A 24,598-nucleotide genomic window follows, 5' to 3' on the forward strand; every position below is an offset into this window, starting at 1 on the left:
TTCGTAGCAAGCAGGTCTCGCGTGCCGTGCAGCCATGCTTGCAGTCTCTTCCGCGGTCAGCGAGAAACCGATGGCGGCACAGGTTGCCAACGAATCGGTATTGGCTCGCCTGGCCGCCTGTCGCCGCTCATGAGGCCGTAACGCCACCGGCTCGGCTCGGCTGGCTGCTGCCGGCCGCACTGTCCTGAGCCAGCTCGAGATCCTCTTCCACCCACAGCTGGCAGGCGAGCCGGTAGCCCTGTTCCAGGCGCTCTCCCAGCATCTTCTTCTCCTTCCAGTTGGGCTCGGGCAATGCTTCACCTCCCTTGAGCACCTTGCACATGCACTTGGCGCACTTGCCCATACCGCAGCCGTAGCTCAGGTGGGGGTAGGGAAACTGGCGGATGCCGGCGCGCACCACCAGGTTGGTGTTGGGCTGGACTTCGCCTTCGAAGACCTCGCCGTTCTTGTGGATCGTGATCAGGGGCATGAGGGTCACCTAGTCGTTATCGTCAGATTGCGCATCGCGCTTCCATGTCGCTCTTCCATGTCTCTCGGGCGTAACGCGCGATGCCTGTCGTCTGCATTGCCTTTTGGCATATGGTATACCATGTGCCAGTTGTGAGGTTTCGTCAACCCTACATTGCGCTATTTTTTGCGGCCCAAAAAAACTCACCCGGCGTCGTGGACGCCGGGTGAGATGGCAATTGAGATGGCTACTGCCTGGACAGGCTCCTTGGGCGCTATATCAGCAGGAACACGGCAAGCAGCGAGGCCACGACGACACCCGAGATCACCGGGATGAAGTTGCGTCGCACCAAGGCGGCAGGGCTGACGCCAGCGATACCGGCATCGGCGGCCACGCCGAAGGCCCAGGCTGCCAGCGTGCCACCACCGGCGAAGATCGCCGCCACCTGGCCGAGGGCCGCCAGGACGTGAATGTCGACATTAGCCGCGGTACCCAGCGCGCCGGACAGCGAACCCACCAGCGGCAGGCCGGAGAAACCCGAGCCGTCCATGCCGGAGAGCAGGCCGATGAAGGCCATGCCGAAGGTCAGCAGGAAGACGTTGCCATCGATGTAGTGGCCGATGTTGTGGCCGATATCGAACAGGAAGCCTGACGCGCCGGCGCCGATTACCTCGGCGGAGTGCCCGGGGTGGCCGAGGAAGAAGAAGCCGGCGATGGGGATGATGGGGGCGAAGATCTTGATGGCGAAGAAGAAGCCTTCGCGGGTATAGGTGCTGATGCCATCCAGGGCATGGTGTCCGTGGGAGGCGAACGATGAAAGCACCAGCAGGATCGTTGCCGTGCCGCCCAGCAGCGCCGTGGCTCCGCCGCCGCGAATCGCCTGGTCGGGCATGAACACGGCGCGATAGATCATCAGCCCCGCGATGCCGAGCAGGATGACGGGAACGGCGATGGCGAAGATACGCGCGTAGGGGCCGGCCTCGGGCTCATCCTCTTCCTTGACGGTATCGGTCTGCACCGCGGCGGCACCTGCCGAGCGCGGAGTGAATACCTCGTCGGACTGGGGGGCTTCCAGAACGCCCGAGCGCATGTCGCGACGCAGGGCAAGGCAGGCCATGGTGATGGCAACACCGCCCACGACCAGGGAGAACAGCAGGGTATAGGGCACCAGGACGGTGGTATCGATGCCGGCGGCGCCGGCGGTCAGGCGGCTAGCCCCCTGGATGACCGGATCGGCGGAAAGCGCCATGCCGTGGCCGAACAGGTTGACCGCCATGGCGGCACCGATGGCCGGCAAGCCGACCTGCATGGCCACCGGAATCAGCACCGTGCCGACGAGTGCCACGGCCGGGGTCGGCCAGAAGAAGGCGGCGGCAACGTACATGGTGATGCCGACCACGAAGAAGGCGGTCCAGGGGCCGATCATCAGCTTCTTCATCGGCGCCACCATCATCCTGTCGGCGCCCTGGCTCTGTAGCGACTTGAGCATGGCAACCATCAGCGCGATGACCAGCATGATGTCGAAGAGCTCGGTGCCGGCATTGAGCAGGGCACGGAAGACCACCTGTACGGCGAAGATCAATTGATTCAACCCGCCCTCATGGGGGGCGTCGGCCAGCAGGCCGAGCATGAAGATACCGGCGATGGAGGGTACGATGACCCCCTTGCGAAAACCGATGGAAACGAAGATCGCCAGGATCACCAGCAGGAAGACCCAGTGCGAGGCGGTGAGTTGTATTTGCTCGAGTTGTTCCATTTTGCACCTGTCGTGTCGTCAGACTTGGCGATGGCGGCTCCGGTAGTGTCGAGAGAGCCATCGTCTACTTGTATTTGTCGGTTCTTGCACAGTCACGGTTGCGTGTTGCCTTGCATGTCACGAAAGCGGTGCTGACGTCTTTCGCACATGGGGGCTGCTCAGCTCAGGGGTCGTCGCATCGTTTTCTCCTGTCTTCGAGTATGGCTATCCATGAAGATTCGGTGGCCGGGTGCTCTAGCCCAGCAGTAAGCCTCCGTAGGCCAATGCTCCCACCACCACCAGGGCGGGATGCGCCTTGAAACGGAACAGCGCGATGGCCGCTAGCGCTGCAATGATCGCGGTATGCACGAGCCCGGCGCCGGCCATGCCTTCACTGAAGAAACTCAGTACCATGCCGGCCATCATGATGGCGATGACGGGGCGCACCCACTGGCTCATGCGCTTGACCCGCGGTGAGTCGCGGTAGCGATAGAGCAGGCCCAGAGCGCCCAGCATCAGCAGCAGAGTAGGTACCACCGTCGCCAGCACGGCGACCACGGCACCGCCGGCACCGGCCACTTCATAACCCACGTAGCCCGCCATCTTGGTGGCGATCGGGCTCGGCAGGGCGTTACCCAAACCCAGCACCTCGGCGAACTCCTGGGCGTTCATCCAGCCGTAGCGGCCCACCACTTCCGCTTCGATCAACGGGATGATGGCGGGGCCGCCGCCATAGCCGACGATGTTGGGAATGAAGAAGGCCAAAAAGAGCTGTACGTAGATCATTGCGCCGCCTCCTCGACCGACTTGCGTTTCGTGAGGGGAGGCAACATGGCGGCGACCAGCAGGGCGCCGATCACCAGGCCGGGATGGACGCCCAGCCAGTAGATCAATGCGCCGGCCACGGCGGCCATGGCCAGGCTGACGGCCCAGCCCAGCGCCAGGCGCGACTTGTTAAGGAAGTCCCAGGCAAGCTGGCCCATCATCACCATCACCACCGGTACCATTCCTTGGCTCATGCCGTGGATCCAAGCCACGTCACGATGGCGGCTGAACAGACCTAGCAGCAGGATCATGGCCACGATCATCGGCAGAATCACCGCAACCACGGCATTGATGCAGCCGAGCGTTCCGCCGACCCGAAAGCCGATATAGCCCGGCATCTTGGTGGCGATCGGCCCCGGCAGCGTATTGGCGATGGCCAGCACGTCAGCGAACTCCTCGTCCTTCATCCAGGCGTGCCGCTTGACTACCTCTTGGTGTACCAAAGGTATCATCGAAGGGCCGCCACCGAAGCCCAGCAGGCCGATGCGAAGGAAGGAGAAGAACAGCTTTCCCTGTTGCGATGCCGTCATGTCAGCGGATTTCCTCAAAAGGGGTCGGTCATATTTTCATTGAAAAACAACTTGTTGTGGCCATGTCCGTTGTATTTTTTCTGGAAATAATCGATTATTTGACTCAGATTAGATTGAAGCCTGGCGATTCGTCAAGTCAGGTATACCAAATTCCAAAAAAGAATGGAGCCACGCCATGACCGAAACCCTCAAGCAAGGCAGTGCCACCGCCGCCAGCAGGATCTACGAGACGCTGCGTCAGGATCTGCTCAACGGTCGCTACCGCGCAGGCGAGCGTCTGTCGATCACGCTGCTGCGGGAGACCTACGACGTGGGCCTGAGCCCGCTGCGCGAGGCGCTGAATCGTCTGGCCGCCTACGGTCTGCTGCGCCAGGAGAACCAGCGCGGCTTTCGGGTGCTGGAGCTGACACGGGAGGAGCTGGCCGATATCACCGAAATGCGTCGCCAACTGGAGGGCATGGCGCTCGAGCTCGCCATCCGCCATGGCGACGAGGAGTGGGAATCCCAGCTGCTGGCGGCCAATCACCGCCTGGCCCGGGCCGGTGAGCATACCCCGGTGGTGGAGTGGGAGAGCCTGCATTCGCGTTTCCACAGTGCCCTGGTGGCGCCGTGCGGTTCGGCCTGGCTACTGCGCTTCATTTCGCAGCTGCACGACCAGTTCGACCGCTATCGGCGGGTGGCGCCGCGCGCCCAGGAGCTGCGCCATCAGCTCGACTCCCAGCACCAGGAGCTGGTCGATCTGGCGCTGACGCGGGATGCCCGCCGAGCCAGGGCACTGATCGAGGAGCACATCACGCTTTCCAGTGAGGTGGCCAAGCGCAGCTGTCGCTAACGCCGCGGACGGCCGCTCAAAGGCTTTGCATGAATCGCCGGATTCGGCTAGTGTTGGCATATGGTATACCAAGTGTCTGTGTGACACTCTTACCCTCATGACAACAGGCTGCCTGCCGTCGAGGCTCCAGCGCGCAGGCACCGAAGGAGAGCGGGATGGAAAGTCAGTTGGCAGGTCAGACGGCAGATCAGATGAAAAGCTACGTACTGACGGAAATGACCTGGCCCGAGGTCGAGGAGGCGCTCAAGAGCGTCAAGATGGCCATCGTGCCGGTCGGGGCGCACGAGCAGCACGGGCCGCACATGAACGAGAGCTGCGATGCGGTGCTGGCCACCGAGATGGCCAAGCGGCTCGCCGCAGTGCTGTATCCAAAGGTTCTCGTCACGCCCACCGTGAACATGGGCGTTTCCCCGCACCACCTGAACTTCCCCGGCACCATCAGTCTGCGCCCGGAAACCCTGCTGGCCGTACTGCGCGACATGGTCGTCTCGCTCAAGCGCCACGGCATCGACAAGGTGCTGTTTCTCAACAGCCACGGCGGCAACCAGGGCACCCTGGGCCTGGCCTGCGCCAGCTTCGCCCAGGAGCTGGAGGTCGACTGCTATTACGCCAAGACCACGGCTTCCGCCAAGCAGGCCATGAAGGAGCACATCGGCTCGACGCTGTTCGGCCACAGCTGCGAGCGCGAGGTTTCAGAGGCGTACTACCTCGCCCCGCACCTGGTGCGTCCCGAGCGCCTGGAGAAGGGCGACATCGTGCATGGTGGGCGCTGGGAGCGGATGCGTCCGGGCAACCCCATCCAGGGTTTCTACCGCTATGAGGAGATGACCCGCAACGGCTGCATCGGCGATGCCACCCAGGCCAGCCTCGAGATCGGCAAGGCCATCGTCGAGGAGGCCCTGGCCGAGCTGTCGGCGGCGCTGCGCCCGCTACTGGCCGAGCCTGCCGACGTGCCGCCGGCACGGGCGGAGAGGGAGCTCGCCACCTGAAGTCCGCTAGTCGGCAAGGCTGCGGCAGGCGCTGGAGCATGCCGAACGCAAGACCATGACAAGACCATGACAAGCACAAGACCACGATAGAGAGGCACCGACATGTACATCATCCTGACGAGCAAGCTGGGCGAATACGATGCCAGGCCGGGGCAGGGCATCTCCCCGGTCGAAGCCTACGAGTACTTCTTCTACGGCAAGAAGAAGGCCGACTTCACCATCGCCGAAGTCGACGGCGATCAGGGTCGTGTCAGCATCGTCGAAACCGGCGAAGGCGGCACGACCAACAGCGTGCCGCTGAAATTCTTCGAGCGCTTCGATACGGTCGAGGCGGCCCGCGACGAGCTCAAGCAACTGGTGACCTTCGGCAATATCGATACGCGGCTGGAAAGGGTGACGCCCTAACTCGAACGTGACATCAGGCCAGCCATGACGCCCGTACCGTTCGGTGCGGGCGTTGATGTTTGCCTCGGCTCCCTGGCCCCTCGTGCACCAGATACCGTTGCCTTGTCCAGATATGGTAAAATGCGCCATTCGCCACCCCCGTTCCAAGACAGCCGAAGGTAGCCAATGATGGCCGAGACCTGGACCCAGGAAGACCTTTCACCGATCCGCGACAAGGTGTACGCCCACCTCAAGGACGCCATCCTGCGCGGCGAGTACAAGGCAGGGGATCGGCTGGTCGAGAGGGTGCTGGCGGAAAAGCTCAACATCAGCCGCACTCCCATTCGTGAGGCGCTGTTTCGCCTCGAGACCCAGCGCTTCGTGCGCACGGTGCCGCGCAAGGGGGTGGTGGTCAACGAGATCACCCAGTCCGAGATCCTCGAAGTCTTCATGATCCTGGCATCGCTGGAATCGCTGGCGGCACGCTTGGCGGCCCAGAAGGTCAACGACGAGATCGTGGCCGAGATCGACCAGCTCATGGCCGAGATCGAGGAGGCCTTGAGCAACGGCGGCGGCGACGAGGTCGAACTCAACGTCAAGTACAACGAGCTGATCGGGCGTGCCTCCGGCAATCCCAAGCTTCACGAGATGCTGGTCGACCTCAAGGATTACGTGCGTGCCTTCTCCAATCTGAGCAGCGCCCTGCCGGGGCGTACCAAGGAGGCGCTGCGCGAGCACCAGGACGTGCTGAGCGCGATTCGCAGCGGCGAAGAGGATCTGGCCGAGAGCTTCACCCGCATCCACCTCGAGAAGTCGCGCAAGGCCTACATGAGCCACTCCCAGGTCTGAGCGGTTGGGCAACAGTATGACAACGCAAACCGGGCGCCCTCGAGCGCCCGGTTTGCGTTTTCCTCCTCACACGCCTTCGACAAGCCGAATGTCTCTGATGGCGCCATCGCCGAGTGCATCAAGCGCAGCACCATAAGCTTCGCCATCGTGGGTTGCTCGGGCACTTTCCAAATCGGGAAACTCGATGATGATGGTGCGGTCTTGCTGACCATCCTCATAGGCGAAGGCTGCCACATCTCTAGCCAGGAAGATGCCGCCGCCCGCGGCGATAGCTGGGACAGCAAGCTTTATGTAGTTGGCGTACTTCGTCGAATCCGTTATCTCACGGTAGCAGGAGACCCAATATGCTTTGCTCACCTTTAAACTCCTTGCCCATGCTTCGCAGCCACTAGCCGATAACCAGCGGCGAGGAGAGATTCTTCAGCGCCCGGGCAACGCTCATGGCGACGATATAGCCGGTCTTGGGGTTGCTGGGGGAAGGGGTGTTGCGCACCTCGATGCGCACTTCGCCAAAAAGTCCCTTGGCCGACACCTCGTGCACGTTCTTGTCGATGGTGGGGTCTACCAGCACGCGAACCTGCGTCGCCTCGAAGCCCACCCCCGCCAGGCTCAGCGCCGCCGAGACGTTGACGCTCTCCGGAAACACTCGGGACGATTCGCGGGCGTTGCCCTCGAAGATCACCGTCGGCTGCGTGATCGCATCGAGACTCACCACTTCCTCGGCAAAGGTACCGCGCCACGCCTTGACCGGCTTGCGGGTAGTCAGCGTGACACGCTCCAGCGGCCCCTGGGCGGCGGCGGCGATGCGGTCGAGGCCGGCAATGGCCGCTGAAGGCACCAGCACCCGCTGGCCATTCCGCTCGGCGCTGGACATCACGCGGTCGAACAGCGCCTGGTCGCAGAAGGCACCCACCGAGACCACCATAAAATTGCAGCCGTGGGCGAGCGAGGTCTCGGCATAGCGCGCCACAGCCGCGTGGCCCGCCGTTTCCACCACCACATCGGGAGTGCAGGCGAAGAAGGCCTCCTCGCTGTCGGTGAAGTGACAGCCTTCCGGGGCAACGTCGGCATACTTGGCCATGTCGCGTACCAGCACGGCGACCAAGCGGCTGCTGCCCGCCTGGCCGCCGAGGATGGCCTCGGCGACGTCCTTGCCGGCGGTGCCATAACCGATGAGGCCGACCCGTGTCGTCTTTTCGCTGCTGGTCATGGTGCTGCTCATGCCTCCGCCTTGGGCTGAACCTGCCGTGCGCCGGCGGTGCCGCCCTTGGGGGTCTCCTCCCAGGAGACCTTGACGTCGCCCTTGAGGAAGGTCTGGCAGGCCAGACGATAGCCCTGCTCGAGCTCCTCGGCCGAGAGCAGCTTCTCTTCCTTCTTCTTCACCGCGTCGGTGTTCTCGCGGCCCTCCTCGACCAGGCACTTGCAGGTGCCGCACAGGCCGCCGCCACACTTGAACGGAATGCCGCCCTTCTCGCGCAGCGAGATGCGCAGCAGGTTGGAGTCCTCAGGAGCGCTGATGACCTTGCCGCCGTTGGTGATGAAAGTGATATCCGGCATGTCGATTACCTCGCTAGATCCGGTGAAGCGTCAAGCGACGCTGCCTTCGAGCTCATGGGTGAAGTTGAAGCTGTCGGCGTAGATCCGCTCGACGTCGAGGCCGCGCTGGGCAAAGCTCGTCTTGGCGGCGGCGATCATCGGCGGCGGGCCGCACAGGTAGGCATCGAAGGAGCTCAGGTCGTCGAAGTCCTGGCACACGGCCTCGTGCACGAAGCCGCGGCGGCCGCCCCACTCGGGATCGGGGTCCGAGAGCACCGGCACGTAGCGGAAGTCGGGCAGCGTTCTGGCCCAGTCGTTGAGCTGCTCGTCGAGATAGAGATCCTCGGCGCGACGCACGCCCCAGTAGAGCGTGATGCTCGGCCGGTTCGGCTCGTCCAGCAGCGATTCGATGATGCTCTTGAGCGGCGCCAGGCCGGTGCCGCCGCCCACCATCAGCAGGTCGCGGGGGCTCTCGGCGTCGTGACGGAAGTTGCCCAGCGGCAGCTCCACGTCGAGGGTGTCGCCGGCCTGGTAGTGCGTTTCCAGGCGGCCGGTAAAATGGCCGCCTGGCACGCGACGGATGTGAAAGTCGAACAGTTCGCCGCGGTGGGGCGAGGCCATCGAGAAGCTGCGCGGGCTGCCGTCGTCCAGCATCACGTTGAGATACTGGCCGGGATGGAAGACCACCTCGCTGGCGCTGGGAATACGCAGCACCAGGTGGGTCACGTCATGGCTCAACTTTTCCAGCCGCTCGATGGTAGCGACGTGGAAATCGGCCGGAATGTGGCCCGCCGGCAGCAGCTTGGCGCTGATGGTCAAGTCGCTCTGGGCGCAGGCCTGACAGGCCAGGGCGTAGCCCGCCTCGGCTTCCTCCTCGGTCAGGCCGAAGGGGAACTCGTCATACTCGACGCTGCCCTCGATCAGCTTGACGCGGCAGGCGCCGCAGCCACCGAAGCGGCAATCATGAGCCAGAGGGAAACCGGCTCGCTCAGCGGCCTCGAGCAGCGGCTCTCCCGGCTGGGCCTCGAAGCTTTCTGGCGTGTCGGCTGAAGTGTTGGCTGAAGTGTTGGAGAGGGTAATACGGTAGCTCATGGCAGCCTCCTCGAGCGCACCCGCCTAAGGCCGGGGCCTTGTCGTCGTCAGCGGGTGTCGGTGCTCGGCCGGTCGTCTGGGGCGTCGGCAGGCGCGCAAGCCGCCTGCCGAAGTCGCTCGCTTATTTCTTGATATCGGCCTCGACCACGACCTCGTGACCGGATTCGCGCAGATGGTCCTGCAGGGCCTGCAGCGCGGCCAGGCCGGCCTGGGTGTCCTGCTCGCCGTTGCCGCCGCTCAGACCGACCCCGCCGATCACCTCGCCGTCGACCACGATGGGAAAGCCGCCGACGAACACGGCAAACTTGCCCTCGAAGCTCCACTGGATGCCGAAGGCCTCGTTGCCGGGCAGGGCGGGGCCGTTGGGGGCGGTATTGAAAAGGTGGGTGGAACGCTTGTGGCCGGCGGCGGTGAAGGCCTTGTTCCAGGCGATCTGCGGGCCGGTGACGCGGGCGCCGTTCATGCGCTCCAGGGCCAGCGGATAGCCGCCGTCATCCACCACGCAGATGGTTTCCAGCACGCCGATCTCCTCGGAGCGCTTCTTGGCGGCTTCCACCATCAGCTTGGCTTCTTCCAGTTCCAGTCGGAATACCTGTTTCATGAGTCACCTATATCGTCAGGTTGTCGTTGTGTGTGGCGCGCTCAGCGGCCGAGATAGACGGTCTTGGTCTGAGTGAAGAAATCCAGCCCGGCGCGTCCCGACTCGCGGAAAGTCGAGGTGCTCGATTGCTTCAGCCCGCCGAAGGGGGCGTTGACCAGGTTGCCGGTGGTGGTGCGGTTGATCTTCACCGTGCCGGCCTGGATATCGAGCGGGAAGCGCTGGATGTACTCGAAGTTCTTCGTCACCAGGGCGGCGGCGAGGCCATAGGGCGTGTCGTTGGCCTTGGCGATGGCATCCTCGTAGCCGTCGATCTCGATCACCGCGACCACCGGGCCGAAGATCTCCTCACGGGCGATGCGCATCTCCTGGGTCACGTCGCTGAAGATCGCCGGCGCCACGTAGAAGCCCTTGGCGTAGTCACCCTCGGTGAGGTGCTCGCCACCATGCACGTGAGTGGCTTCCTTCTTGCCCGCCTCGACATAGCCGAGCACGGTGTCGAGCTGCTGGCGGGTTGCCAGCGGGCCGATCTGGGTGCCCTCGGTCATGCCGTTGCCGATCTTCAGCGTCTTGACCTTCTCCACCAGTTGCGTCAGGTACTCCTGCTTGCGGCTGCGAGCGATCAGCACGCGGCTGGTGCCGGTGCAGGCCTGGCCGGTGAGCGAGAAGCCGCCCTTAACAGTCAGGTCCACGGCGGTGTCGATGTCGGCGTCTTCCAGCACGATCAGCGGGTTCTTGCCGCCGAGTTCCATCTGGGTGCGGGTAGCCATGGCCGCGGCGCGGTGAATGCGCTCGCCGGCGGCGGTGGAGCCGGTGAAGGAGATTGCCTTGACGATGGGGTTGGCGGTGATCTCCTCGCCGATGGCCGAAGCGGCGCCGGTGATGAAATTGAACACGCCTGCCGGCACGCCGGCGTGATGCAGCGCTTCGGCCAGTCGATAGCCGATCAGCGGAGCATCGGAAGAGGGCTTGAACACCACGGTGTTGCCGGTGATCAGGGCCGGGGCGATCTTGCGCGCCGGAATCGAGATCGGGAAGTTCCACGGCGTGATGATGGTGGCCACTCCGAGCGGCTCGCGCTGGGTGTAGACCGTCATCTTGGCGTCGTCCTGGGGGAAGGTCTCGCCGGTGATGGTCTGACCTTCCACGGCGTAGAAGCGCAGGGTTTGGGCCGAGCGAGTCACCTCGTCGCGGCTGTTGGCCAGCAGCTTGCCCTCTTCGCGGGTCAGCTCCTCGGCGAACTGCTCGACGTTCTCCATCAGGTAGTCAGCGGCGCGGTTGAGAATCTTGGCGCGCTGCGAGATGGGCGTCTCACGCCAGGCGGCGAATGCACGGTCGGCGGCATCGATGGCGCGGCGCGCATCGTCGACGCTGGAAGCCTGGAACTGCCCTAGCAGGTCGTCCTGGTCGGCAGGATTGCGGTTCTCGAAGGTCTCCCCCGAGGCGCTGGCGACCCACTGGCCGTCGATATAGTTGAGAAACTGGGTTGCGTTATCCAAGACGCTTACCTCTTGTCGTCACTGGCTGTCGTCGCTGTCATCTTCGCGATTGGCGGCCATCTGCCGGTCCGATGCCGACAGATGGCTTTGGCTGCATCCCCTGGCGGGGCCGAGGCTGTCAGGCCGCCATGTCGAGCTCGGAGAGGGGCAGCTCGTCGGCGACGTAGTCGTAGTACAGCGCGGTGGTATAAAGCAGACGCATCTGGGCGCCGATCTCGCAGATCTTCAGGCAGCGCTGCTGCAGCTCGACGGTATCGGCGTGCTCCAGCACGATCTGGTAGCCGCGCTCGCCGTGGATCTCGTCGGAGACGATATGCAGATCGAAGAACTCGACCTCTTCGTCGGTAAAGCCGTACTTATCGCGCAGGGTCGGCGTTTGGCGGCGGTAGATCGAGGGCACCTGGGATTCCAGGCCGACCACCAATGCTGCCACGGCGACCACCGGGTGCTCGCGCATGGCCACGGCATAGCACCAGCTCTGCAGGCCGCGGGTGGTGGGCGACATGTTGTCTGGATCTTCGACGCGCTCGCGAGTGGTGCCGCAGGCCTCGGCGAAGCGAATCAGCAGATCGGTATGACGATCGCCGCCGAGCTCTTCCTCGTACATGTTCTGCAGCAGGAAGTCCTTGGCCTCTTTGAAGTTTTCCGGGGTGTTTGCATAGATGTAGGCCAGGTAATCAGCGAACGGACCCACGTAGTGATAGTGGTTCTCTGCCCACTTGGCCAGGTGCTCGCGGGACAGCTTGCCGCTGGCCCAGGCCACGCTGAACGGTGCCTTGTTGGCGCTCTTGCCCTTGATGGCTTCTTCCAGAGCGGTGCGGAATTCGTCGCGATTCATCAACTGTGCCATGGGGAGGACTCCTGATGGGTTACCCGTGCGCCGCCTGTTGCGACAGGCCGCGCTCTTGTTGTTTGGCGTCATGGTTCCGGCAGTGACCGGCTCTCTTGGATGGCTCTTGGTATACCAAAAGCCATGAATGCAGCCTAGATTGCCGCCGATATCTCTGTCAAGGCTTTTTCTGACCTGGATCAATTTTTCTCTTTCAACCAGGTTTTACGCTGTGACAAGAGCAATGAAGTTCACGTATCTTACTGAAAATAAAAAGATCGTGTGGGGGTGTGGAGCGGCTGGTTCGAGCTGGCAAGGCAGGCAGGTCTCGGTTTGCTTACGGTATACCATGAGGGTTGGTATACCAAGGTCGCAAGGGGATAGTCGTCGCTGGACCGACCTCGCCCGGCTTCAGCCAGGGGGAATCAGGTCGGCAGGGCAGTCGGGTTGGCAGAGATAATAAGAACAGCAGCTGGCAGGAGTCAGAGGGTGTCGAGACGGGTCAGGCGACCGCGCAGCCGGGCTTCCAGCGGTGACAGGTCCACTTCTACGTCGCTGGGCCAGGCTGCGGTGAGACGCACACCGTCGCTGACGTAGTCGGCGTGCTCCACCGGTGCGTCATGGCTCTCCAGCCAGGCACGGGCCTCGGCCTCGCCGGCGAAGTCGACGCCAAGTTTCAGCGTGGTGCGTTCCACCGCTTGCCGCTGCGGCAGCGCCTCGAGCCCCCGAACCACGGCCTGGGAGTAGGCGCGGGCCAGGCCGCCGGTGCCGAGCTTGGTGCCACCGAAATAGCGGGTTACCACGCAGCCTACCTGTCCCAGCCCGGCGCCTTCCAGCACCTGGAACATGGGGCGCCCCGCGGTGCCGCCGGGTTCGCCGTCGTCGGAGAAACCGATGGCCTGCTGCTCACCGGGCGGGCCGGCGATATAGGCACTGCAGTGATGGCTGGCGTTGGGGTGGGTGCGTCTCGCTGCCGTCAGTACAGCATCGAAGGCCGCCACGTCGGGCACATGGCAGAGCCAGGCGATGAAGCGGCTGCGTTCGACTTCGATGACGCTCTCCCGCCAGGCACCGGGAGCGAGGTCGGGTACCGGGTAGCGCATCAGTGGGTCAGCTCGGGGCCGTCCTGCCGGCGCACCACGCCCATGACCATGCCCAGTACCTGGATGTCGCTGTTCTTGAGATAGATCGGCGCCATGTTCTCGTTGGCCGGCTGCAGGCGCACGCCGTTCTTCTCGATATACAGCTTCTTCAGCGTGACCTCCTGCTGGTTGATCAGGACCACGGCAGTCTCGCCGTTCTCGGCGCTCTCCTGACGCTCGATGATGATCACGTCGCCATCGAAGATGTTGCAGTCGATCATCGAGTCGCCGCGTACGCGCAGGGCGTAGGTGTTGCGTCGCACCATGCAGGCAGGGGCGCGAATGGCACCGCCGCTGGGGCAGGCCTCGATGGGCAGCCCCGCCGAGACGTCGCCCAGCAGGGGCACCTCGATGAGGTCGGTGGCGTCGACGCTGGCCCAGGAGGTGGCGATGGGCAGGTTGGGACGTCGGTACAGGTAGTGCATGGAAGGCGTTGGCATTGGCGTTTCCCCCTCTGTGCGACCCTGTTGAAATGTACAGGTACTTCGAATCATATCAGGCGTTACGTTCCTGGCAAGTTTCTCTGTCATGCAGCTGCCTTGACCTGGGGCAAGGGTGGCGCCATGACGCACCCCGCTCGGTAGCGGCAAAAGGCCTTTCCGTGTAGCATTTCCGGCGTAATCACCCATTCCTGGAGAGTGCTGTTGAGCCTGCGTCTACAAGCGCAAAGCCTGGCCTGCGAACGTGACGACCGTTGGCTGTTCCGGGATCTGGACCTGGATATCCGTGCGGGCGAGATCGTACGGGTAGAGGGGCCGAACGGCAGCGGCAAGACCACCTTGCTCAAGATTCTCTCGGGTCAGCTGGCCGACTACGAAGGCGAACTGTTCTGGAGCGAGCGGCCGATGCGCGAGGCCCGCGAGTCCTTTCTCGCCAACCTGCTCTATCTGGGCCATGCCCCGGGGGTGAAGGCAGCGCTGACGCCGCTGGAGAATCTGGCCTGGTATCAGGCGCTCAGCGGCGAGAAGCCGAGCGAGGCGGCACGCTTCAGGGCACTGGAAGAGGTCGGCCTGGTCGGCTTCGAGGACGTGCCGGCCGGACAGCTCTCCGCCGGGCAGCAGCGACGCGTGGCACTTGCCAGGCTGATTCTGACACCGCGTGCGCTATGGGTGCTCGACGAACCTTTTACCGCCATCGACCGCGATGGCGTGGCGGCGCTGGAGCGGCGCCTGGTGGAGCACGCCCGCAGCGGTGGCTGCGTGCTGGTCACCACGCACCACGAGCTCACGCCGTGCGCCGAGCTGCGCCGTATCCGCCTCGGCGGGGGAGGGGCCGATGACGGCATCTGAAAACTCGTTGAACAGGGCAGCCGCTGCGCTGCGCGAGGAACCTGGCGACGGCCTCGCTGTCGCAGTATGGGCAACGCTCAAGCGGGACCTGCTGTTGATGCTGCGTCGGCGCAGCGAAGTGCTCAACCCGCTGGTGTTCTTCGCCCTCGTCATCACCCTGTTCCCGATCGGCATCTCCCCCGATCCGGCACTGCTGGCGGCCATTGCGCCCGGCCTGCTGTGGGTGGCGGCGCTGCTGGCGGCCCTGCTGTCGCTGGACAGTCTGTTCCGGGCCGATTACGACGACGGCTCGCTGGAACAACTGCTGCTGACGCCCCAACCGCTGGCGCTGCTGGCGCTGGCCAAGGTCGCCGTGCACTGGCTGCTGACCGGTCTGCCCCTGGCGCTGATGGCGCCGGTGCTCGGTATCATGCTGTCGCTGCCGGCTGGCAGCTATGCGGTGTTAGCCATTTCCCTGGCGCTGGGAAGCGCCAGTCTCAGCCTGATCGGTGCCATCGGAGCGGCGCTGACGGTGGGGCTTTCCCGCGGTGGCGTACTGCTGTCGCTGCTGGTGCTGCCCCTTTACATCCCGGTGCTGATCTTCGGTGCCGGAGCCGTCCAGGCGGCCATCCTCGGCGATGGCGTACTGGCGCATCTGGCGATTCTCGGCGCGCTTCTGGCGCTGGCCCTGAGTCTTGCGCCGCTGGCAATCGCGGCGTCGCTGCGCATCAGTATCAACGGTTGAGAGGTTGAGAGGCATGTGGGCCTTCATTAACAAGCTGCGTTCCCCCAAGTGGTTCTATGCCATCAGTGCCCGACTGCAGCCCTGGTTCTGGGCGGCAGCGCTGATCCTCATCGTCACCGGTACCATCTGGGGGCTGGCCTTCGCCCCGGCCGACTATCAGCAGGGCAACAGCTTCCGCATCATCTACGTGCACGTGCCGGCGGCCTTCCTCGCCCAGTCGATCTTCGTCTCCATGGCGATCACGGGGCTGGTGTTCATGGTCTGGAAGATCAAGATCGCCGACATGGCCGCCACCGTGATGGCGCCCCTGGGCGCCGCCATGACCTTCATCGCGCTGTTCTCCGGCGCGGTGTGGGGCGTACCGACCTGGGGCACCTGGTGGATGTGGGACGCGCGCCTCACCTCGATGCTGATCCTGCTGTTCCTCTACCTCGGCGTGATCGCCCTGCGTGGCGCCTTCGCCAGCCGCGACAGCGCCTCCCGCGCCGCTTCGGTGCTGGCCATGGTCGGCGTCATCAACATTCCGATCATCAAGTACTCGGTGGAGTGGTGGTACACCCTGCATCAGCCGGCCACCTTCACCGTCACCGGGCGTGTCGGCATGCCGATGGAAATGTGGCTGCCGCTGCTGATCATGGTGCTGGGCTTCTACAGCTTCTTCATCGCGCTGGTGCTGACGCGTACGCGCAGCGAGATCCTGCGCCGCGAAGCCAACAAGCGCTGGGTGCGTGAGCTGGCCGAGGAGGCGAACTGATGGCATTCGACACCTTCCAGGAGCTGCTCGCCATGGGCGGGCACGCGCCCTACGTCTGGTCCGCCTGGGGCGTGACCGCCGCCCTGATGCTGGGCATCGTCTTTCATGCTCGCGCCGAGCGCCGCCAACTGCTGAGGCAGCTGCAGCGTCGCGCTCGCCGCGAAGCGCGCCAGAGCGCACCCGCCGCTGCGGCGCAACCGATTCAAACTAGCAAGGGTGGATGCACCAATGACGCCTAAACGCAAACAGAAGCTGTTCATGTTCCTCGGCCTGGTGTCGCTTGCGGCCATCGCCGTGGGGCTGACGCTCTATGCCCTGCGGGCCAATATCAACCTGTTCTTCAGTCCGATCCAGATCGCCGCCGGCGACGCTCCCTACGAACGCCAGATTCGCGCCGGTGGCATGGTGAGGGAAGGCAGCGTGTCGCGTAACCCGGATAGCCTGGACGTGGAGTTCACCGTCACCGACTATGTCGAGGACGTGCGCGTTCACTACAGCGGCATCCTGCCCGACCTGTTCCGTGAAGGGCAGGGCGTGGTAGTGGTCGGACAACTGCAGCGCGACGGCTATATCAAGGCCGATCAGGTGCTGGCGCGTCACGACGAGAACTACATGCCCCCCGAGGTCGCCGAGGCGCTCGAAGCCGCCGGCTATTCCCCCGCCGACTTCCAGCAGAAGGCCGCCAAGGTGGCCAAGCGCATCGAAGAGAGCGAGGCGCAAGAAGGCGCAAGCCAGTACTGAGCGGAGTTTCCATGCAGATTCAGATGATTCCCGAAATCGGCCACTTCGCCCTGGTGATTGCACTGCTGTTCGCCATCGTGCAATCGGTGGTGCCGCTGGCCGGTGCCGCCCTGCGCCGGCCGCTGTGGATGGCCTATGCCCGGCCCATGGCGGCCGGGCAGTTCCTGTTCGTTGCCATCGCCTATGCCGCGCTGACCGCCAGCTACATGCTGGACGACTTCAGCGTGCTCAACGTGGCCAACAACTCCAACTCCATGCTGCCCTGGTACTACAAGTTCAGCGCCGTATGGGGCAACCATGAAGGCTCGGTGCTGCTGTGGAGCCTGATGCTGGCCGGCTGGGGCTACTTCGCCGTGCGCTACTCCCGCGAACTGCCGCGGGACATGGTGGCACGGGTCATCAGCGTGCTGGGCATGGTCTGCGTCGGCTTCCTGCTGTTCATCCTGGTCACCTCCAACCCCTTCGAGCGCCTGCTGCCCCAGATGCCTCAGGACGGCGCCGACCTCAACCCGCTGTTGCAGGACATCGGCTTGATCCTGCATCCGCCGATGCTCTACATGGGCTACGTCGGCTTCTCGGTGGTCTTCGCCTTTGCCATCGCCGCGTTGATCGGCGGTCGCCTGGATGCCGCCTGGGCGCGCTGGGCACGGCCCTGGACCAACCTGGCCTGGGCCTTCCTCACCGTTGGCATCGCGCTGGGTAGCTGGTGGGCCTACTACGAGCTGGGCTGGGGCGGCTGGTGGTTCTGGGATCCGGTCGAGAACGCCTCGCTGCTGCCCTGGTTGACCGGCACCGCGCTGATGCACTCGCTGGCGGTGACCGAGAAGCGCGGCTCGTTCAAGAGCTGGACCCTGCTGCTGGCGATCACCACCTTCTCGCTGTCGCTGCTGGGCACCTTCCTGGTACGTTCCGGCGTACTGACCTCGGTGCACGCCTTCGCCAACGATCCTTCCCGCGGCTTCTTCATCCTGATGCTGCTGGGCATCACCGTGGGCCTGTCGCTGCTGATCTTCGCCCTGCGCGCGCCGCGCGTGAGCCACAAGGTGGGCTTCGGCTGGCTGTCTCGCGACGCCATGCTGTTGATCAATAACATCATGCTGGTGATCCTGACCGTCACCGTGCTGCTGGGCACCGTCTATCCGCTGCTGCTCGACGCCCTCAATCTGGGCAAGATCAGCGTGGGCCCGCCCTATTTCAACGCCCTGTTCGTGCCGCTGACGCTACTCATGTGCGTGTTCATGGGCATGGGGCCGATCTCGCGCTGGAAGGACACCAGCAGCAAGCTGCTGATTCAGCGTCTGTGGCTCGCTGCCGCGGTGGCGGTAGTGCTCGGTATGGCGCTGCCGTTGATCTTCGCCGAGCGCTGGAGCGCCCCGGTGGCGATCGGTATCATCGCCGCGCTGTGGATCGTGCTGCCGATGCTGCGCGACCTCTACGACAAGACCCGCCACGCCAGCTCGGTGGGCGCGGGACTCAAGAAGCTGTCGCTGGCCTACTGGGGCATGCAGCTCGGCCATCTGGGCGTGGCGGTGACCATCGTCGGTGTGGCCGTGGTGTCGAACTACAACATCGAACGCAACGTGCGCATGAGCGTGGGCGACAGCGTCAGCGTGGCCGGCTACACCTTCACCATGACCGAACTCGCCAGCCGCCGCGGGCCCAACTTCCTGGCCGACCGGGCAGTGATCGAGGTGCAGCGCGACGGTAGCCGGCGCAGCTTCACCATGAACCCGGAGAAGCGCCTCTACATCGCCCGCGGCATGCCCATGACCCAGGTGGCCCTGCGTCCGGGCTTCTTCCGTGACCTCTACGTGGCCATGGGCGAGGACCTCGGCGACAACAGCTGGGCCATGCGCGTGCAGTACAAGCCCTTCGTGCGTTGGCTGTGGCTGGGTGGTCTGCTGATGGCCGCTGGCGGTGTGCTGGCCGTGGCCGACAAGCGCTACCGGCGCCTGGCCACCGCGCCAGACCCGGAAGATGTCGCCGCCAGCTCAGGCGCCAAGCCGGAAGGCGACCGACAGGAGGCGACCGCATGACCCGTCGTCTGATCCTGCTGCTGCCGCTACTCGGCTTCCTGGGGCTGTCGGTGTTCCTCTATCAGGGCCTGTCGCTTAACCCCTTCCATCGCGATTCGGCACTGATGGCGCGGGATTTCCCAGTGTTCGACATGGTCACTCTGGAAGACCCGGAACGCCGTGTCGACCGCTCGCTGCTGGCCAACGGCGAAGTCACCCTGGTCAACGTGTGGGGCGAGTGGTGCCCGGAGTGCAAACGCGAGATGCCGCAGCTGCTCGACCTGGCCGACCGCGGTATCCGCATGGTGGGCATCAGCTACAAGGATACTCGCGAGAAGGGGCTCGGCTTCCTGCAGGACTTCGGCAACCCCTTCGAGGTCAACATCTTCGATCCGGACGGCGAGTTGGGCTTCGAGCTGGGCGTCTATGGCGCCCCCGAGACCTTCCTGGTCGACCGTGACGGCATCATCCGCTATCACCACACCGGCTACATCTCGGCCCGTGACGTTCGTGAATACATCCTGCCGGAGGTGCAGAAATGGCAGTGATTCGATTGGCTCTCATCGGCATCCTGACGCTGCTGATGGTGGGCACCCTTCAGGCTGGCGGCATCGAGGTGCGTGAATTCGACGACCCGGTGATGGAGCAGCGCTACCGCAGTCTGACCGCCTCGCTGCGCTGTCCCACCTGCGAGAACCAGGCCATCAACGACTCCGATGCGCCGGTCTCCCGCGACATGCGCGACCGTGTCTACATGATGCTCATGGATGGCCGCGCCGACATGGAGATCCGCGACCACATGGTCGAGCGCTTCGGCAACTACGTGCTTTACAACCCCCGTCTGGAAGGGCGCACCTTCCTGCTCTGGGGCCTGCCGGCCGGGTTGGTGCTGGCCGGTGGCGTACTGGTGGGGCTGGTGGTGCGCGCACGGCGCAACGCCTCTGCCCGTGAGCTGAGCGCCGAAGAGCGCGCCCGCCTCGAGGTCCTGATCAACCGCGGGAGGTCCGAATGATCCAGCTATGGCTAGCCTTTGCCCTCCTGCTGCTGCCCGCGCTGTGGCTGCTGGTGGCGCCGCTGCGTCGGGCGCGTCTGGTGCATGATGCCCAGCGCGACTTCGAAGCCAACGACAAGTCCACCGAGCAGAACGTGGCGATCTATCATCGTCGCCTGGCGTCGCTCGAAGCTGCGCTCGAGCGCGGCGACATCGACCAGGCGCGTTTCGAAGAGGACCGTCTCGACCTCGACCGCAGCCTGCTCGAGGATACCGAGGGGCTGGTGCGCCGGCCGCTGCATGTGCCGGCCGCCGGTCGTCTCGTGGTGCCGCTGGTGGCGGTGGCCGTGGTGGTGGGCAGTGTGCTGTGGTATCAGCAGCACGGCGCCGAGGGCGATCTCGCCCTGTTCAACGCCTTCCAGGAGAGCGACTCGCTGCCCACGCTGCTGGCGCGGCTCGAGCAGCAGGCCGAGAGCCAGCCGCGCAATCCCAACGTGTGGGCCACGCTCTACCCGATCTATCGCGATTCGGGGCAGGGCGAGGCGGCACTGCACGCGCTGGACAACCTCATCGCCATCGAGGGGCGTGCCGCCTCGCTGCTGGCGCAGAAGGCACAGCTCAAGTTCTTCATGGCCGATCGCACTCTCACCGACGAGGTGCAGGGGCTGATCGAAGAGACCCAGCAGCTCAACCCCAGCGAGCCGACCATCTTCGGCATGCTGGGCGTGCACGCCTTCGACCGCGGCGACTACGAGCAGGCCGTGGACCATTGGCGCCGGGCCATCGCCGGCATGTCCGACTCCAGCTCCGCCCAGGCGCTGCGCGAGGGCATCCAGATCGCCCAGCAGCGCATGGGGGTGGCACCGGATGAGCAGGAGGCCGTGGCCCAGGGGCCCGGCATCCACGTCAGCGTCAGCCTGGAGGAGCGCCTGCAGGGGCTGCTCGACGACGACACCCGCGTGTTCGTCATCGCCCGCGACATGGAGGGCGAGCTACCGCCGCTGGCCGTGGCCCGGGTAACCCTTGGCGATCTGCCGGCCACGCTGATCATCGATGACCGCCATGCCATGTCGCCCGATGCCTCGCTGTCTCAGGTCAGCGAAGTGCGCCTGCTGGTGCGCGTCAGCAAGAGCGGCGGTGCCACACCGGAGACCGGCGACATGTACGGCGACCTGGAAGGGGTAAGAGTTGGTGACGTTGAAGGAGATCCCGTGGAGGTCGTGATCGACCGTGTCATAGAATAGCGGGATGCGACTCACCTCGATCCGCCTGAGCGGTTTCAAATCCTTCGTCGACCCGGTCACGGTGCCCTTCGATGGCAACATGACGGCCATCGTCGGCCCCAACGGCTGCGGCAAGTCGAACATCATCGACGCCGTGCGCTGGGTCATGGGCGAATCCTCGGCCAAGACCCTGCGCGGCGAATCGATGACCGACGTCATCTTCAACGGCTCCACCGCGCGCAAGCCGGTGGGGCAGGCCGCCATCGAGCTGCGCTTCGACAACAGCGATGGCACCATGGGCGGCCTCTATGCCCAGTACGCCGAGATCGCGGTGAAGCGCCTGGTCACCCGCGACGGCCAGTCTAGCTACTTCTTCAACGGCCAGAAGTGCCGCCGTCGCGACATCGCCGACCTGTTCCTCGGTACCGGTCTCGGCCCGCGCTCCTACGCCATCATCGGCCAGGGCATGATCTCGCGGCTGATCGAGGCGCGCCCCGAGGAGCTGCGCGCCACTCTCGAAGAGGCCGCCGGCATCTCCAAGTACAAGGAGCGCCGCCGCGAGACCGAGAATCGCATGCGCCGCACCCGCGAGAACCTCGAGCGACTCGAGGACATTCGCGACGAGCTCGACAAGCAGCTCGAACGTCTCCGGCGTCAGGCCGAGGCGGCGCGTCGCTATCAATCCCTGAAGGAAGAGGAGTTCCGCCTCAAGGGCGAGCTGGCGTTGCTGCGCGGTCGTGCCCTGCGTGCCCGTCAGGTCGAGGAGGAGCGCCGCGTAGGCGAGCTGGAAACCGCCGTGGAGCGCGAGGTCCTCGGCCTGCGCCAGTGCGAGACCCGCCTGGAGGAGGCGCGGGCCGGCCACGACGCCCTCGCCGAGACCCTCGAGGCGCGCCAGGCGCGCTTCTTCGAGACCAGTGGCGCCATTGCTCGCCTGGAACAGAACCTGGAGCATGCCCGCAGCCGTGAAGGGCAACTGGCCCGCGACCTGGAGAGCGCTCGCCAGGAGCTCACCGAGCTCGACCGCCTGGGCGAGCACGACCGCGAGCGCCTGATGCGTCTCGACGAGCGTCTCGAAACCCTGGTGCCGGAGCAGGAAGAGGTGGCCGAGCAGCTCGCCGAGCTGGAGGCGATGCTGGAGGAAGCCGAGCCCGCAGCCGAGGAGGCCGAGCAGGCCTTCGAGACCTTCAGCGAAAGCTGGCGCGAGGCCAGCCGCGAGGCCGAACGCAGTCAGGACCGCCTGCGCGAGCTGGAGAGCCGTCTGGCGCGGCTCGAAGCCGACGTTCAGCGCCGTCGTCAGCAGCAGCAGGAGCTGCCCGACCTGGCCGAGCTGATGGCCCGGCGCGACGAGTTGAAGGAGCGGCTGGCGGAATTCGATCTGGCTCAGGAAGAGGTCGAAGCCCGCCGCGAGCAGCTACAGGCCGGCCGTGACGCCGCCCGCGAAGCGGCGGCGACCCTCGAGCGCGAGCGCGAGGCCGAACGCGCCAGGCGCAGTGCGCTGCAGGGCGAGCTGGCCTCCCTCGAGGCCCTGATCCAGGCCGCTCTCACCGATCCCGACGAGGCCCTCACCGCACACCTGGCCGACCACGAGCTGGGCGAGCTGCCGCGCCTGGGCGAGTCGCTCGACGTCGACCCCGGCTGGGAGGCCAGCGTCTCCTGGGTACTGGCGCCCTGGCTCAAGGCGCGCCTGGCCGTCCCTGAAGCGTTCCGCGCCGCGAGTGCCGAACCGCCCGCCGAGCTGGGCGCCCTGGCGCCCCAGGTGGCGCTCGAATTCGGCTCTGACAGCCTCGCCGCCCGGGTGCGCGGCGCCGGTGCCGCCGCGGCCTGGCTGGCCCCGATACGCTGCGTTGAGAGCGACGAGCAAGCCTGGGCCGGGCGTGAAAGGCTCGGCGCCGGTGAAAGCCTGATCACCCCCCAAGGGCTATGGCTGGGGCGCGACTGGGTACGCCATCGCGGCCAGGGTGCCGGCCCCGATGCACTGCTGGTTAGCCGGCGCCGTTTAGAGGAGGCCGCGGCCGAGCTCGACGAACTCGAGACCCGTCTGGCCGCCCGCGATCAGGCCATCGAAGCCGAGCGCGAGCGCGCCGAGCAGGCTGAGCGCGATCTCGATGCCATTCGCCAGGAGGAGCGCCGTCTGGCCGGCGAGCAGCAGCAGCTGGCGGTGCAGGATAGCGGTCTCGCCAGCCGGCTGGAGCATTTACAAGGTCGCGCCGGGGAGCTGGCCGAAGAGCTGGCGAGCCTCGATGAGACCCGTGAAGAGACGCGGCTGAGCATCGAGGAGGCCCGCGAGCGTTGGCAGCAGGCCATGGCCCGGCTGGAGGAGGGCGCCGAGCAGCGCGAGCGCCTGGAGCGGGCGCGCAGCGAGGCTCGCGAGCGGCTGGCAGCCCTGCGTGCCCGGCAGCGCCCCTTGCAGGAGCGTGCCCAGCAGCTGGCGCTGGAGCATCAGCGTCTCTCGACCGAGCGCGCCGGCCTCAACGAGCAGCAGGGGCGCAGCGGCGATACCCGTGAGCGCCTGCTGGCGCGCTGCGAGGAGCTCAGCGAGAGCCTCGAACAGCTGCGTGAGCCCGACGAGGAGCAGCGCGAGAAGCTCGACGAACTGCTGCATCGCCGCGAGGGCGACGAGCGCTCGCTCAACGAGGCCAAGGCACAGGCCGCCGAGCTGGTGGAGCGCCTGCGCGAGGGCGAGCTGGCGCGGCAGGGCCACGAGCGCAACCTGGAGGGCATCCGCGAGCGCCTGCAGGAGGCGCGCATGCAGGTTCAGGCCCTGGCACTGAAGGCCGAGACCCAGGATGAACAGCTCGCCGAGCTGGGCCATCAGAGCGCCATCCTTGAAGAGGGGCTCGACCCCAATGCTACCGAATCGGCCTGGCAGACCCGCCTGGAAGAGGTCGGCGAGCGCATCCGCCGCCTCGGCGCCATCAACCTGGCGGCCATCGAGGAGTACGACCAGCAGGCCGAACGGCGCAATTATCTGGAAGCGCAGCAGGCCGAGCTCAACGAGGCCCTGGAGACCCTGGAGCGGGCGATTCGACGCATCGACCAGGAGACCCGAACACGTTTTCGCGACACCTTCGAGCGAGTCAATCAGGGGCTACAGTCGCTTTTTCCGCGAGTCTTCGGTGGTGGAACCGCATGGTTGACGCTGACCGGCGAGGATTTGCTCGATACCGGGGTGGCGATCATGGCACGGCCACCTGGCAAGAAGAACAGTACCATTCATCTTCTCTCGGGTGGGGAAAAGGCACTGACTGCTTTATCGCTTGTCTTTGCCATCTTCCAACTCAATCCGGCACCCTTCTGTATGCTCGACGAAGTAGATGCCCCACTTGATGATGCCAATGTAGGACGCTATGCCAAACTGGTGAAAGACATGTCCGAGTCGGTACAGTTCATTTATATTACCCACAACAAGATTGCCATGGAAGCGGCCGAAAGATTGATGGGTGTGACCATGCAGGAACCCGGCGTCTCACGCCTGGTGGCCGTTGGGGTGGAAGAGGCTGCGGCCTTGGCCGAGGCTTGAAAATTACTTGAAAGCGAGCGATAAACGCGATATCAGAAGACACGACATGGTCA

The 24,598-nt window shown here is 65.0% G+C and carries 27 protein-coding genes; 14 read left to right on the plus strand and 13 right to left on the minus strand.

The window, feature by feature from the left end; genetic code table 11:
- Positions 1–127 precede the first annotated feature (127 nt).
- From HOP59_RS00850 to HOP59_RS00865, 4 genes are all read right to left on the minus strand, one after another.
- Positions 128–469, minus strand: a complete 342-nt coding sequence (locus HOP59_RS00850) for a 2Fe-2S iron-sulfur cluster-binding protein (RefSeq protein ID WP_010630086.1) — start codon at positions 467–469, stop codon at positions 128–130.
- Positions 470–722: 253 nt separating this feature from the next.
- Complete coding sequence (locus HOP59_RS00855; RefSeq protein ID WP_234252432.1) at positions 723–2,204, minus strand: hypothetical protein; 1,482 nt, start codon at positions 2,202–2,204, stop codon at positions 723–725.
- 234 nt (positions 2,205–2,438) lie between these two features.
- Positions 2,439–2,969, minus strand: coding sequence for a chromate transporter (locus tag HOP59_RS00860; protein ID WP_234252433.1), 531 nt, complete (start codon positions 2,967–2,969; stop codon positions 2,439–2,441).
- Complete coding sequence (locus tag HOP59_RS00865) at positions 2,966–3,538, minus strand: chromate transporter (RefSeq protein WP_010630083.1); 573 nt, start codon at positions 3,536–3,538, stop codon at positions 2,966–2,968. The genes HOP59_RS00860 and HOP59_RS00865 overlap by 4 nt, the downstream gene beginning before the upstream one ends.
- 175 nt (positions 3,539–3,713) lie before the next feature.
- Here HOP59_RS00865 and HOP59_RS00870 point away from each other — a divergent pair, with 175 nt between their 5' ends.
- From HOP59_RS00870 to HOP59_RS00885, 4 genes are all read left to right on the plus strand, one after another.
- On the plus strand, positions 3,714–4,370 hold the full coding sequence (locus HOP59_RS00870) for a GntR family transcriptional regulator (protein WP_010630082.1): 657 nt from the start codon (positions 3,714–3,716) through the stop codon (positions 4,368–4,370).
- 191 nt (positions 4,371–4,561) lie between these two features.
- Positions 4,562–5,359, plus strand: coding sequence for a creatininase family protein (locus HOP59_RS00875; protein ID WP_234252434.1), 798 nt, complete (start codon positions 4,562–4,564; stop codon positions 5,357–5,359).
- Between the two features lie 102 nt (positions 5,360–5,461).
- The gene (locus tag HOP59_RS00880) at positions 5,462–5,764 is read left to right on the plus strand and encodes a hypothetical protein (RefSeq protein WP_010630080.1); all 303 of its coding nucleotides are present in this window, start codon (positions 5,462–5,464) and stop codon (positions 5,762–5,764) included.
- Between the two features lie 168 nt (positions 5,765–5,932).
- Entirely contained in the window at positions 5,933–6,592 is a 660-nt protein-coding gene (locus HOP59_RS00885) for a GntR family transcriptional regulator (RefSeq protein WP_191224151.1), read from the plus strand.
- Positions 6,593–6,658: 66 nt separating this feature from the next.
- On the opposite strand, the gene HOP59_RS00890 is transcribed toward HOP59_RS00885, so the two are convergent.
- The 9 genes from HOP59_RS00890 to HOP59_RS00930 all read right to left on the minus strand — a co-directional run bounded on the left by HOP59_RS00890 (position 6,659) and on the right by HOP59_RS00930 (position 13,728).
- Positions 6,659–6,949: a DUF1330 domain-containing protein gene (locus tag HOP59_RS00890; protein ID WP_010630078.1), complete on the minus strand. Its 291-nt coding sequence runs from the start codon at positions 6,947–6,949 to the stop codon at positions 6,659–6,661.
- A 31-nt stretch (positions 6,950–6,980) separates the two neighbouring features.
- Positions 6,981–7,802: an aspartate dehydrogenase gene (gene nadX / locus HOP59_RS00895; protein ID WP_234252436.1), complete on the minus strand. Its 822-nt coding sequence runs from the start codon at positions 7,800–7,802 to the stop codon at positions 6,981–6,983.
- Positions 7,803–7,810: 8 nt separating this feature from the next.
- On the minus strand, positions 7,811–8,149 hold the full coding sequence (locus tag HOP59_RS00900) for a 2Fe-2S iron-sulfur cluster-binding protein (protein WP_010630076.1): 339 nt from the start codon (positions 8,147–8,149) through the stop codon (positions 7,811–7,813).
- Positions 8,150–8,179: 30 nt separating this feature from the next.
- Complete coding sequence (locus HOP59_RS00905; protein WP_234252439.1) at positions 8,180–9,220, minus strand: 2Fe-2S iron-sulfur cluster-binding protein; 1,041 nt, start codon at positions 9,218–9,220, stop codon at positions 8,180–8,182.
- A gap of 121 nt (positions 9,221–9,341) precedes the next feature.
- The gene (locus HOP59_RS00910; RefSeq protein WP_010630074.1) at positions 9,342–9,821 is read right to left on the minus strand and encodes a GlcG/HbpS family heme-binding protein; all 480 of its coding nucleotides are present in this window, start codon (positions 9,819–9,821) and stop codon (positions 9,342–9,344) included.
- Between the two features lie 41 nt (positions 9,822–9,862).
- Positions 9,863–11,317 (minus strand): aldehyde dehydrogenase family protein, encoded by a 1,455-nt coding sequence (locus HOP59_RS00915; RefSeq protein ID WP_234252441.1) that lies wholly within the window; start codon positions 11,315–11,317, stop codon positions 9,863–9,865.
- A 118-nt stretch (positions 11,318–11,435) separates the two neighbouring features.
- Positions 11,436–12,167, minus strand: coding sequence for an iron-containing redox enzyme family protein (locus HOP59_RS00920; RefSeq protein ID WP_010630072.1), 732 nt, complete (start codon positions 12,165–12,167; stop codon positions 11,436–11,438).
- A 461-nt stretch (positions 12,168–12,628) separates the two neighbouring features.
- Positions 12,629–13,249, minus strand: a complete 621-nt coding sequence (locus HOP59_RS00925) for an IMPACT family protein (RefSeq protein ID WP_234252442.1) — start codon at positions 13,247–13,249, stop codon at positions 12,629–12,631.
- Positions 13,249–13,728: a LexA family protein gene (locus tag HOP59_RS00930; RefSeq protein ID WP_234252444.1), complete on the minus strand. Its 480-nt coding sequence runs from the start codon at positions 13,726–13,728 to the stop codon at positions 13,249–13,251. Before HOP59_RS00930 ends, HOP59_RS00925 begins: the two co-directional genes overlap by 1 nt.
- Before the next feature lie 204 nt (positions 13,729–13,932).
- Between HOP59_RS00930 and ccmA the strand changes: the two genes are divergently transcribed.
- From ccmA to smc, 10 genes are read left to right on the plus strand one after another with little or no spacing between them, the layout of a single operon-like run.
- The gene (gene ccmA / locus HOP59_RS00935) at positions 13,933–14,577 is read left to right on the plus strand and encodes a cytochrome c biogenesis heme-transporting ATPase CcmA (protein ID WP_010630069.1); all 645 of its coding nucleotides are present in this window, start codon (positions 13,933–13,935) and stop codon (positions 14,575–14,577) included.
- Complete coding sequence (gene ccmB, locus HOP59_RS00940; protein WP_010630068.1) at positions 14,564–15,301, plus strand: heme exporter protein CcmB; 738 nt, start codon at positions 14,564–14,566, stop codon at positions 15,299–15,301. Before ccmA ends, ccmB begins: the two co-directional genes overlap by 14 nt.
- Before the next feature lie 13 nt (positions 15,302–15,314).
- The gene (locus HOP59_RS00945; protein ID WP_010630067.1) at positions 15,315–16,055 is read left to right on the plus strand and encodes a heme ABC transporter permease; all 741 of its coding nucleotides are present in this window, start codon (positions 15,315–15,317) and stop codon (positions 16,053–16,055) included.
- Positions 16,055–16,294 (plus strand): heme exporter protein CcmD, encoded by a 240-nt coding sequence (gene ccmD, locus HOP59_RS00950; RefSeq protein WP_010630066.1) that lies wholly within the window; start codon positions 16,055–16,057, stop codon positions 16,292–16,294. The genes HOP59_RS00945 and ccmD overlap by 1 nt, the downstream gene beginning before the upstream one ends.
- Positions 16,284–16,796: a cytochrome c maturation protein CcmE gene (ccmE, locus tag HOP59_RS00955; protein ID WP_026038316.1), complete on the plus strand. Its 513-nt coding sequence runs from the start codon at positions 16,284–16,286 to the stop codon at positions 16,794–16,796. The genes ccmD and ccmE overlap by 11 nt, the downstream gene beginning before the upstream one ends.
- An 11-nt stretch (positions 16,797–16,807) precedes the next feature.
- Positions 16,808–18,832 carry a heme lyase CcmF/NrfE family subunit gene (locus HOP59_RS00960; RefSeq protein ID WP_276574309.1) on the plus strand — a complete coding sequence of 675 codons (2,025 nt, stop codon included), beginning with the start codon at positions 16,808–16,810 and terminating at the stop codon, positions 18,830–18,832.
- Positions 18,829–19,359, plus strand: coding sequence for a DsbE family thiol:disulfide interchange protein (locus HOP59_RS00965; RefSeq protein WP_234252445.1), 531 nt, complete (start codon positions 18,829–18,831; stop codon positions 19,357–19,359). Before HOP59_RS00960 ends, HOP59_RS00965 begins: the two co-directional genes overlap by 4 nt.
- Positions 19,350–19,823 carry a cytochrome c-type biogenesis protein gene (locus HOP59_RS00970; protein WP_234252446.1) on the plus strand — a complete coding sequence of 158 codons (474 nt, stop codon included), beginning with the start codon at positions 19,350–19,352 and terminating at the stop codon, positions 19,821–19,823. The genes HOP59_RS00965 and HOP59_RS00970 overlap by 10 nt, the downstream gene beginning before the upstream one ends.
- Positions 19,820–21,046, plus strand: coding sequence for a c-type cytochrome biogenesis protein CcmI (gene ccmI, locus HOP59_RS00975; protein ID WP_234252448.1), 1,227 nt, complete (start codon positions 19,820–19,822; stop codon positions 21,044–21,046). Before HOP59_RS00970 ends, ccmI begins: the two co-directional genes overlap by 4 nt.
- Positions 21,047–21,050: 4 nt before the next feature.
- The gene (smc, locus tag HOP59_RS00980; RefSeq protein WP_234252449.1) at positions 21,051–24,545 is read left to right on the plus strand and encodes a chromosome segregation protein SMC; all 3,495 of its coding nucleotides are present in this window, start codon (positions 21,051–21,053) and stop codon (positions 24,543–24,545) included.
- The last annotated feature ends 53 nt before the right edge of the window (positions 24,546–24,598 follow it).

It is taken from the genome of Billgrantia aerodenitrificans, from assembly GCF_021404405.1.
Classification (GTDB): domain Bacteria; phylum Pseudomonadota; class Gammaproteobacteria; order Pseudomonadales; family Halomonadaceae; genus Halomonas; species Halomonas aerodenitrificans.

Coding starts and splice junctions, on each gene's coding strand:
- HOP59_RS00860 (WP_234252433.1), bottom strand. CDS start 2,969: ATGATCTACGTACAGCTCTTTTTGGCCTTCTTCATTCCCAACATCGTC.
- HOP59_RS00965 (WP_234252445.1), top strand. CDS start 18,829: ATGACCCGTCGTCTGATCCTGCTGCTGCCGCTACTCGGCTTCCTGGGG.
- HOP59_RS00920 (WP_010630072.1), bottom strand. CDS start 12,167: ATGGCACAGTTGATGAATCGCGACGAATTCCGCACCGCTCTGGAAGAA.
- HOP59_RS00850 (WP_010630086.1), bottom strand. CDS start 469: ATGCCCCTGATCACGATCCACAAGAACGGCGAGGTCTTCGAAGGCGAA.
- smc (WP_234252449.1), top strand. CDS start 21,051: ATGCGACTCACCTCGATCCGCCTGAGCGGTTTCAAATCCTTCGTCGAC.
- ccmB (WP_010630068.1), top strand. CDS start 14,564: ATGACGGCATCTGAAAACTCGTTGAACAGGGCAGCCGCTGCGCTGCGC.
- HOP59_RS00930 (WP_234252444.1), bottom strand. CDS start 13,728: ATGCCAACGCCTTCCATGCACTACCTGTACCGACGTCCCAACCTGCCC.
- HOP59_RS00875 (WP_234252434.1), top strand. CDS start 4,562: ATGAAAAGCTACGTACTGACGGAAATGACCTGGCCCGAGGTCGAGGAG.
- ccmE (WP_026038316.1), top strand. CDS start 16,284: ATGACGCCTAAACGCAAACAGAAGCTGTTCATGTTCCTCGGCCTGGTG.
- HOP59_RS00900 (WP_010630076.1), bottom strand. CDS start 8,149: ATGCCGGATATCACTTTCATCACCAACGGCGGCAAGGTCATCAGCGCT.
- HOP59_RS00970 (WP_234252446.1), top strand. CDS start 19,350: ATGGCAGTGATTCGATTGGCTCTCATCGGCATCCTGACGCTGCTGATG.
- HOP59_RS00905 (WP_234252439.1), bottom strand. CDS start 9,220: ATGAGCTACCGTATTACCCTCTCCAACACTTCAGCCAACACTTCAGCC.
- HOP59_RS00865 (WP_010630083.1), bottom strand. CDS start 3,538: ATGACGGCATCGCAACAGGGAAAGCTGTTCTTCTCCTTCCTTCGCATC.
- HOP59_RS00880 (WP_010630080.1), top strand. CDS start 5,462: ATGTACATCATCCTGACGAGCAAGCTGGGCGAATACGATGCCAGGCCG.
- HOP59_RS00885 (WP_191224151.1), top strand. CDS start 5,933: ATGGCCGAGACCTGGACCCAGGAAGACCTTTCACCGATCCGCGACAAG.
- HOP59_RS00945 (WP_010630067.1), top strand. CDS start 15,315: ATGTGGGCCTTCATTAACAAGCTGCGTTCCCCCAAGTGGTTCTATGCC.
- nadX (WP_234252436.1), bottom strand. CDS start 7,802: ATGACCAGCAGCGAAAAGACGACACGGGTCGGCCTCATCGGTTATGGC.
- ccmI (WP_234252448.1), top strand. CDS start 19,820: ATGATCCAGCTATGGCTAGCCTTTGCCCTCCTGCTGCTGCCCGCGCTG.
- HOP59_RS00855 (WP_234252432.1), bottom strand. CDS start 2,204: ATGGAACAACTCGAGCAAATACAACTCACCGCCTCGCACTGGGTCTTC.
- HOP59_RS00960 (WP_276574309.1), top strand. CDS start 16,808: ATGCAGATTCAGATGATTCCCGAAATCGGCCACTTCGCCCTGGTGATT.
- ccmD (WP_010630066.1), top strand. CDS start 16,055: ATGGCATTCGACACCTTCCAGGAGCTGCTCGCCATGGGCGGGCACGCG.
- HOP59_RS00925 (WP_234252442.1), bottom strand. CDS start 13,249: ATGCGCTACCCGGTACCCGACCTCGCTCCCGGTGCCTGGCGGGAGAGC.
- HOP59_RS00910 (WP_010630074.1), bottom strand. CDS start 9,821: ATGAAACAGGTATTCCGACTGGAACTGGAAGAAGCCAAGCTGATGGTG.
- HOP59_RS00870 (WP_010630082.1), top strand. CDS start 3,714: ATGACCGAAACCCTCAAGCAAGGCAGTGCCACCGCCGCCAGCAGGATC.